Here is an 8498-nt window from a genome sequence, read left to right as displayed (position 1 = left end):
CTTTGCCAAAGTTTTAAATTTTGGCAAAGTTGAATAACTTTTATTTTGATAAATCCACTCTAAAAATATGGTTTTCTATACATTATAAGTATCCAAATGAAAAGAAACACAATATGGTTTATAGCAATTGGATAGTTTATAAAAGAGTAGACTAAATACTATTTCTCCTAATTAGCTAATTCACAAATTAGCTAATTTGTCAATTATTCGTATCTTTGCCCCCGATTTTTAAACTACAACAAAATGTCAGCAGTTAGAAAAGAATACAAACGAGTAACTACCAAATCGGTAGTAGAGATGAAAGCCAATGGCGAAAAGATTTCGATGCTTACCGCCTACGATTATACATTTGCTAAACTATTAGATAGTGCCGGTATCGATGTGCTATTGGTAGGCGACTCCGCCAGCAATGTAATGGCAGGTCACGAAACTACCCTCCCTATCACCTTAGACCAAATGATTTATCACGCCTCATCAGTAGTACGTGGGGTGAATCGCGCCCTTATAGTGGTAGATTTGCCTTTTGGTACTTACCAATCCGACCCTAAAAAGGCGTTGCGCTCAGCTATTAGAATAATGAAAGAAAGTGGGGCTCACGCAATTAAATTGGAGGGAGGTAAAGAGGAAGCTGAGAGTATCAAGCGCATTGTAAATGCGGGTATTCCAGTAATGGGACACTTGGGGCTCACTCCTCAATCTATTCACCAGTTTGGTTCATTCGCTTTGCGTGCTAAAGAAGAAGCCGAAGCTCAAAAACTCAAAGAAGATGCTAAGTTATTAGAACAATTGGGTTGTTTTGCTATTGTATTAGAGAAAATACCTGCTACATTGGCTGAAGAAGTAGCCAAGAGTTTGCATATTCCCATTATAGGTATTGGGGCAGGTAGTGCAGTAGATGGGCAAGTATTGGTGATGCAGGATATGCTCGGTATGAGCAATGAATTCCAACCTCGTTTCTTGCGCAAATATGCCAATTTGCAAGAAGTGATTACTAATGCCGTATCGCACTACATCGAAGACGTAAAAAGCGTCGATTTTCCTAACGAAAAAGAACAGTATTAATGTTCCGTCATCAAGGTAAAAAACGTACCGCCAAACACAATCTACAAATAGCCGTAGTGCTCTCATTCGTTGCAGGAATGGTGAACGTTACCGGCTTTTTGTTTGTGGGTAAACTTACCACCAATGTTACGGGACATTTTGCATATTTTATCTATGATGTGTCGGTAGCTGAGTTTTGGAAAGGGCTCATTTACTTTCTCTACATCTTCGCTTTCCTCATAGGTTCCTTCACTTCGGGCTTGCTCATCGAGAATGCTAATTATCATCGCACCCAGAACAAGTATCTCAAGCCTACACTCTTGGAGTGTTTGGCTTTGTTATCGGTAGTAGGGTTACACGCTTTTTCTTCTAATGATATTCCCGCCGATGTTACTGCTTGTATCTTGCTCTTTGCAATGGGCTTGCAGAATGCTTTTGTGACTAAAATCTCTAACTCGGTAGTGCGCACTACCCACCTTACAGGTCTCTTCACCGATTTAGGTATCGAACTCGCCCAAAGAATTTACCTTAATCGTAATCACTACGAGCAGCAACACACGCATTTGCGAAACACCATTCGTCTGCGACTTTTTATCATTGCGTTCTTCTTTTTAGGGGGATTTAGTGCGGGGTATTTTTATATTGAACGAGGTTTTTCAATATATACTCTGCTCATTTCGGTAGCCATTCTTCTCTTAGGTCTTTTCTACGACGGAATGCGCTTTTTCTATTTCACTAATAAACGACATTATGAAACTTATCACAAACGCCGAAAACGTAGACGTGCTTTACGAAGACAATCACGTTATCGCCGTAAACAAGCGAGTAGGAGATATCGTGCAGGGAGACAAGACGGGGGACACTCCGCTTAGCGATATTGTTAAACAATACCTTAAACAAAAATATAATAAACCTGGGGAAGTATTCCTTGGGGTAGTACATCGCTTAGATCGCCCTACTACGGGAGTGATGCTCTTTGCCAAAACCTCTAAAGCTCTCGCACGACTCAATACGATGTTTGCTAATAAACAGGAAGTACAGAAAACCTATTGGGCGTTAGTAGATGCAAAACCTCCTGTCGAGGAAGATACACTTACCCATTGGTTGGTACGTAATGAAAAGCAAAACAAGTCAGTAGCATATAATAAAGAAATACAGCAAAGCAAGAAAGCTGTATTGCATTATAAGTTATTGAAATCGTATGAACGTTATTACCTATTAGAAATCGACCTTATTACGGGGCGTCATCACCAGATAAGAGCGCAATTAGCTGCCATAGGATTGCACATCAAAGGAGACCTGAAGTACGGCGCTAAACGTTCCAATCCCGATGGAGGTATCTGTCTTCACGCTTATAGCTTAAGCTTTGTTCACCCTGTAAAGAAAGAGCCTATTAAGATTATTGCAGAAGCCCCTTTCTCTTTCTTGTAGTTAATTGCTAATTCGTATAGCTTAGAGTTGTAGAATTTTTACAATTTCATTTATACTTTCTTCTTCAGTAAGATTATCCATAGAGATAATATAGTTAGCTTGCATATAAAAAGGGTTGCGTTCAAACAGATGTTTGCGAATGAAATCCTCTAAATCAGCATCATTAATTTCAGAGAGTAGAGGGCGATACGGTTTTTCTTTAATAAGGCGTTTGGCTAAGGTTTTAGGTGGGTATTTTAGATAAATAGATAAAGAAGTAGCTTCTTTTATTAAAGCCATATTATTGCCAAAGCACGGTGTTCCCCCTCCTAAGGATAATATAAAGTCTTCTTTTTTTTGTAATAACTCCTTTAAATAAAGAGTTTCTTTTTTTCGGAAATAAATCTCTCCTTTACTACTAAAAATCTCTTGTACTGATAGGTTTTCACCTTCAGCAATATAAGAATCAAGGTCAATAAAAGGAATGTTTTTAAGGTGAGCTATAGCTTCTCCAAGAGTAGTTTTACCGCTTCCCATATAGCCAAGTAAAATTATTTTCATATATAAGGTATTGTATAATAGATGTTTGAAATGTAATGCTAAAAATAAACTGCAAAAATAATACTTTTTTTCTTGTTACATAAGAAATTTGTTATATCTTTGCACCCGCAAAACAATAAAGACACTGAATTGTTATAATGACTCGGTAGCTCAGCTGGTAGAGCACGACACTCTTAATGTTGGGGTCCAGGGTTCGATCCCCTGCCGGGTCACAAGGGTTATACAATTTGTTTTTTTATTTTTAAGGGACTTGGTAGCTCAGTTGGTAGAGCACAACACTTTTAATGTTGGGGTCCTGGGTTCGAGCCCCAGCCAGGTCACAAATGCGTAAGCCTACGTGGAGAAATTGGTAGACTCGCCATCTTGAGGGGGTGGTGCTCGTTAGGGCGTGCTGGTTCGAATCCAGTCGTAGGCACAAAAAGATAAGACTACTTTATTGATAAAGTAGTCTTTTTTATTGTCTATATTTATATTTTCTTAATTATAGTACTTTTAAAGCACTTTCTTTAGTCCACCCTATTTTTCCATTAGCTAAACGAATTTTTATCCAATCATTATTCTTTTCTATAATTTCTACTTTAGTACCTTCGTGAAGCTGCACTACTTCATTGCTATAAGAATTGGCTTCAGAAAATACCCGTACCGTTTTATCAAATAAGATAGCGTACTTTTCACCGTCTACTTGCCTTTTATGAAAATCGGCGATGAAATAAGTGCCTACCGCTACTGCTACTGATACGAACATCAAGGTGAAAAAGAGCCGTTTAAGGGCAGTTTGTTCTAAAAAGTAGTAACAAAAGAAACTCAATACAAATACTATTACTCCTATTATAGAGAGCACTGCCCACGTTTGCAAGCTAAACAAACCTGTAATAGCATCGGAGAGCTGTCGTAACCAGGTTTTAGGTAGGGGTGTAATAGCATCTACCTTCATTTGGTTTGCCAATAGGAGCCCGTTTTTAGCCTGTTGGTTTTTGGGGTTTAGTTGGAGTGCTTTCTCATAATAATAGATACTTTCAGGCACGTGATTCAGTTTGTAATAAGTATTTGCTAAATTATAATACAAAGCTGATGATTCTTTACCAGACTTTAAAATTGATTTGTATTGGTCAATTGCATTTTGGTACTCTCCTTGGTCGTAATATTGGGTTGCTTTCTCGAAAGGATTTTCGTTAGTTTGAGAGAAAACAGAGAAAGAGAGCAACAGCAAGAGTGATATGATGATGTTGTTTTTCATTTTATTACTTGTTTTTCACTTGTTTGTCGAGGGCAGAGATTACTTGTACTGCCTCGCTAAAATCTTTTTCCATAGAAGCATCGGTGTGATGCTGAGAGTAGCGTGCCATTTCGCAATTAGCGAGTAATGCCATAAACTGAGCTACGGTAGCTTCAGTAGCTTTCCGGCTGAGCAATAGTTCAGTGATTTTATCTTTGCTCATTTCAGCTGTTTCAATTTTTAATTTAGCTTTTAAGTAATTGTGCAAGGCGCGTTCTAACGCTTCGTAGAAGGTACCTTTATCACCTAATTTACGTTTAGCTTCTCCCAGATATTTCTTCGCTAATCTATTGGCTACTCTTACTTTATTACCTTCGATATCTCCGGCTCTTTGCATTTTAATATGCCACCAGATAAGTACAATAGGGATAAGAAGCAAAGGCAAGAACAGCCATAAATAGTAAGCAGTAGAACCAAAGAATACGGGTTGGTGCATTGGCTGAAGGTCGGCATTGGTTTGAAGACCTTCTGGTTTTAGAGGAATGTTATTACTATTAGCCGTGTCATTAGGCTGGTTTTCGGCTGTAGGACCTTCGGTTACATCTATCCAAATATCTTCGGTTTTTACAGTTTCATATTTCTGAGAATTAGGGTTGAAATACGAGAAAGAGAGTCCTGAAATAGGATATTTTCCTTTGTATTCAGGAACGATAGTATAGGTTTGTTCTAAGCGTCCTTTCATTCCGTTAAGAGAAGTGTTGATGTCTTCTTTTTGTTCGGGAGCATATACTTCTAACGATGATGGGAAAGTAGGCTTAGGTAAATCAAACAGTTTAAAATTGCCATTACCTGATACTTCTATTTTTAGTTGAGTACTTTCATTAGCTTTGAGTGTTTGTTTAGTAGTATTTACGGAAAAAGAGAAGTTACCGACTGCTCCTGAGAAGTTTTCAGGTTTTCCTTCCTCAGGTAAGGGTTTTATGTTTAAAACACGACTACCAGAGCTTACTTTGCGTGATATTTCTTCATAGAAAGGGCGTCCAAAGAAGTCTCGTTGTCCTGTAGGGGCATTGATAATAGCTTCTACAGACAGAGGCTCGAGAGTGATAGCACCCGTTTTTTGAGGGTAAAGCACTATTCTTTTTACTACAATACAACGGTAGGAACGACCTTGATAAGAGCAATTTTCTACCTCATAATTTTGCAGGCGTATATCTTGACTCCAGAAGTTAGGGTATTTTGGTACATCTAACAAACGCAGGTTACTAAGAGATATTTCTCCTCCTACATAAAGTCGATATACTACACTTACAGCTTCGTTAAGGTATGGGTTGGGCTTTGAAACTTCGGCAAGAAGGAATAGGTTTTCACGTGCGATATCGTTAGTATTTCTGTCTATTGAGGGAGTTTTTACCGCCTCGGTAACAGTGATGGCTATGGGGTTTGTTTTATATGTTCTACCGTCAATTTCTATACTTGCTTGTCCTATGGTAAACTTACCTTTGGCAGTAGGTTGGAGAATGTAAATATAAGTTTTGGAGAAACTACTTACTCCATTAATCCACGATCTTGAAACCGATTGCGAAGGTCCCATTACTATGGTAAAACCGTGAAAGTTAGGCGGAGTAAAGTTATCGCCGTCTTTATTCATAGAGAATTCTATGCGCAAGCGTTCGTTAGCCCCTAATTGATTTTTACTCACTTCGGCTTTGAACTCTACTTGTTGTGCATAGAGACTTTGGATTAAGAAAGTTATAAAGAATATTATCTTGTATTTCATTTTAGCTTTTACTTATTAAAAGAGCGAATAGCCATTCGCCCCTACTACTACCAATCTTTTTCAGTTTTAGCGCGTTGACCTTTTACTTTTTGAGCGTTAATTTTCTCTTGGGTTTTGCGCTCTTCGTTGTTCATTGCCTCCAAGATACGCTCCATTTGTTGTGGCGAAAGAGAAGAGGGACGTTGCTCACCTTGTCCTTGTCCGCTTTGGTTTTTATTCTGCTGGTTGTTTTGGTTAGGGTCTTTTTGGTCGTCGCCCTTGTCTTTGTTTTTATCCTGTTTATCGCCTTGATCTTTTTTATTATCTTTATTGTCTTTGTTGTCCTGATTATTCTTGTTGTCTTGGTTTTTATTCTGGTTATTTTGGTTCTGTTGATTATTCTGATTTTGCTGGTTCTGTTGATTGTTTTGATTTTGTTGGTTGTTTTTATCTTTATTGTTTTTGTTGTTTTGAGGTGGAGGTGGGTTTTGTTTAAGCATTTCTTTCGCTACTGCTAAATTGTAACGGGTTTCTTCATCTTTAGGATTATGACGCAAAGCTTCTTTATAAGAGAGCACCGCCTTTTCGTACTCTTTGTTCTTCATAAAGGCATTGCCTAAATTGTGGAAAGCCTTGTGTTTTTCTTCTTCGGTTATCTTATCGGAGGTTGAGGCGTTTTTAAGTCGGGAGAAAGCCTCGTCGTAACTCTTTTGTTGATAGTACATCGTACCGAGATTATACTGTGCAGTAGCGTTGTTTTTATCTTCGGCTATTGCTTTGCGATATTCTACTTCGGCTTGTACGGGTTTATCGCCTTTGAGAGCGGTGTTGCCCTCGTAGGTATATTTTTTAGAGTTAGCAATTGCTTTTTGTGCCTCTTTTTCGGCTTTGGTTTGTGCAAAAGCAGAGAGGGATAGTAAAGATAATGTTATGTATAGAACGTTTTTCATAGTAGAAAATATCTCTTTGAAAACCTCCCCCTAGCCCCCTCCAAAGGGGGAACTAGCGATGGTCATCATACACGGATTTTTTATTCTTATTTTATTTGTCTTTTTCTTTTTCGTTGAATAGATTCAATTTCTTTACCCATTGGGTTTTGCGTTCAAAGATAGCGAGGTCTAAGATGAGCAAGAGCAAAGCTCCGCCTAAGAACCACTGAAATTGGTCTTTGAAATCTACAAATTTTTGGGTATCGAACTGACTTTTTTCAGTACCGTCTAATATCTTGTTAATTTGGCTTACTACTTTTTGGGTATTATCGCCGTCGAGGTATTCACCTCCTGCATTGATGGCTATCTGTTGCAAGAGTTCGCGGTTGAGTTTGGTAATCACCACCTCGCCATTGCGGTCGCGCTTATACGTTTGTTCGCCTTCGTCTTTGATAGGGATAGGAGCGCCTTTTTCGGTGCCGATACCTATGGTGTAGATATGTACCCCTTTTTCTTGTGCTTCGGTAGCGATTTCGGTAGCACCCATTTCGTGGTCTTCGCCATCGGTGAGGATAAAGAGCAAGCGCGCAGTGGGAGTATTCTCATCGAAATAGTTGCTTGCCATACGTATTGCTTCCTGAATGGCAGTTCCCTGAGAGGAAAGCATATCGGTGTTCATACCTTGTAGAAACATCTTAGCGGCAGAATGGTCGGTAGTGAGAGCGAGCTGAGGATAAGCGCTAGCTGCATAAGCTACGATACCTACACGGTCGCCTTTTAGCTGACTAATGGTTTCGAAAGCGATGCGTTTTGCCTTTTCCAAACGATTGGGGGCTACGTCTTCGGCAAGCATACTTTTAGAGACATCAATAGCAAAGACGATATCTACCCCTTCGCGTTTTACGGTTTCAATTTTTGTACCTATCTTGGGGTTAGCCAGGGCGATGCTCAGTAGCACAAGCACTACTGCCAAGACACTCCATTTCACCCAGAGTTTGAATCGCGAACGGTCAGGAGCTAAACGCCTAAGGGCAGGGGAGGAGGCAAATTGTCTTTGCAACCGACGTTTGCGAAGCATTGAAAGGGCAAAGATGATGAATAGCGGGATGAGTACCGCTATGAGCCAGAGATATATTTTTTCGTCGATATGAATCATAATTAGTTAAAAGATAAGAGTTAAGAGTTAAAAGTCGCAAAGGCTTTTATTATTAACTTTTAATTCATAGCTGTTAATCAAATACTGCGCCAAAACGATGCAAAGATACAAAATAATTTATAAAATTAGAAAATGAGAGAATTAGGAAATTAGAAAATGAGGTGGTGTAAGGCCTTAGGGCATAGGTCATAGGTATTAGGGGAGAGGCGACAGTTATTATTGTTGTATAAACATCCCATAATTATTGTATAAACATCCCCCTAGCCCCCTTCAAAGGGGGAATGTAGTGACGAGAGAGGAAATGTGTACTACAAAAAGTAACACATCGGAGATTTCGGAAGAAAACGGAATAGTTCGGAAGTGGATCGAGAGGGATTTTGATAAAAAAAGGCTATAAGGAGGGTGGGGGTAGCTTATAGAGAGCTT

The 8498-nt window shown here is 39.1% G+C and carries 8 protein-coding genes and 3 tRNA genes; 6 read left to right on the top strand and 5 right to left on the bottom strand.

Annotation, left to right across the window (positions count from 1 at the left end):
- Positions 1-243 precede the first annotated feature (243 nt).
- Genes panB through HMPREF9078_RS11820 form a run of 3 tightly spaced genes read left to right on the top strand, consistent with a single transcriptional unit; the run spans position 244 to position 2472 of the window.
- Complete coding sequence (gene panB / locus HMPREF9078_RS10595) at positions 244-1062, top strand: 3-methyl-2-oxobutanoate hydroxymethyltransferase (protein WP_009420665.1); 819 nt, start codon at positions 244-246, stop codon at positions 1060-1062.
- Positions 1062-1913: a YoaK family protein gene (locus tag HMPREF9078_RS10590; RefSeq protein ID WP_009420664.1), complete on the top strand. Its 852-nt coding sequence runs from the start codon at positions 1062-1064 to the stop codon at positions 1911-1913. Before panB ends, HMPREF9078_RS10590 begins: the two co-directional genes overlap by 1 nt.
- Positions 1825-2472, top strand: a complete 648-nt coding sequence (locus tag HMPREF9078_RS11820) for an RluA family pseudouridine synthase (RefSeq protein WP_083477098.1) — start codon at positions 1825-1827, stop codon at positions 2470-2472. The genes HMPREF9078_RS10590 and HMPREF9078_RS11820 overlap by 89 nt, the downstream gene beginning before the upstream one ends.
- Positions 2473-2493: 21 nt before the next feature.
- Here the strand turns inward: HMPREF9078_RS11820 and HMPREF9078_RS10585 are convergent, their stop codons facing one another.
- Positions 2494-3012 carry a shikimate kinase gene (locus HMPREF9078_RS10585; RefSeq protein WP_009420662.1) on the bottom strand — a complete coding sequence of 173 codons (519 nt, stop codon included), beginning with the start codon at positions 3010-3012 and terminating at the stop codon, positions 2494-2496.
- 139 nt (positions 3013-3151) lie between these two features.
- Between HMPREF9078_RS10585 and HMPREF9078_RS10580 the strand changes: the two genes are divergently transcribed.
- The 3 genes from HMPREF9078_RS10580 to HMPREF9078_RS10570 all read left to right on the top strand — a co-directional run bounded on the left by HMPREF9078_RS10580 (position 3152) and on the right by HMPREF9078_RS10570 (position 3427).
- Positions 3152-3224, top strand: a tRNA-Lys gene (locus HMPREF9078_RS10580).
- 35 nt (positions 3225-3259) lie between these two features.
- A tRNA-Lys gene (locus HMPREF9078_RS10575) sits at positions 3260-3332 on the top strand.
- Positions 3333-3343: 11 nt separating this feature from the next.
- A tRNA-Leu gene (locus HMPREF9078_RS10570) sits at positions 3344-3427 on the top strand.
- A 66-nt stretch (positions 3428-3493) separates the two neighbouring features.
- On the opposite strand, the gene HMPREF9078_RS10565 is transcribed toward HMPREF9078_RS10570, so the two are convergent.
- The 4 genes from HMPREF9078_RS10565 to HMPREF9078_RS10550 form a co-directional block, all read right to left on the bottom strand.
- Positions 3494-4249 carry a tetratricopeptide repeat protein gene (locus tag HMPREF9078_RS10565; protein ID WP_009420661.1) on the bottom strand — a complete coding sequence of 252 codons (756 nt, stop codon included), beginning with the start codon at positions 4247-4249 and terminating at the stop codon, positions 3494-3496.
- 4 nt (positions 4250-4253) lie between these two features.
- The gene (locus HMPREF9078_RS10560) at positions 4254-6008 is read right to left on the bottom strand and encodes a BatD family protein (RefSeq protein ID WP_009420660.1); all 1755 of its coding nucleotides are present in this window, start codon (positions 6006-6008) and stop codon (positions 4254-4256) included.
- 47 nt (positions 6009-6055) lie between these two features.
- Complete coding sequence (locus tag HMPREF9078_RS10555) at positions 6056-6937, bottom strand: tetratricopeptide repeat protein (RefSeq protein WP_009420659.1); 882 nt, start codon at positions 6935-6937, stop codon at positions 6056-6058.
- A 91-nt stretch (positions 6938-7028) separates the two neighbouring features.
- A complete protein-coding gene (locus HMPREF9078_RS10550; protein ID WP_009420658.1) occupies positions 7029-8072 on the bottom strand; it encodes a VWA domain-containing protein in 1044 nt (347 codons plus the stop codon).
- Positions 8073-8498 lie beyond the last annotated feature (426 nt).

Origin of the sequence: Capnocytophaga sp. oral taxon 380 str. F0488, assembly GCF_000318255.2 — a bacterium.
Classification (GTDB): Bacteria; Bacteroidota; Bacteroidia; order Flavobacteriales; family Flavobacteriaceae; genus Capnocytophaga; species Capnocytophaga ochracea.
This window is presented reverse-complemented; position numbering and strand designations above follow the sequence as displayed.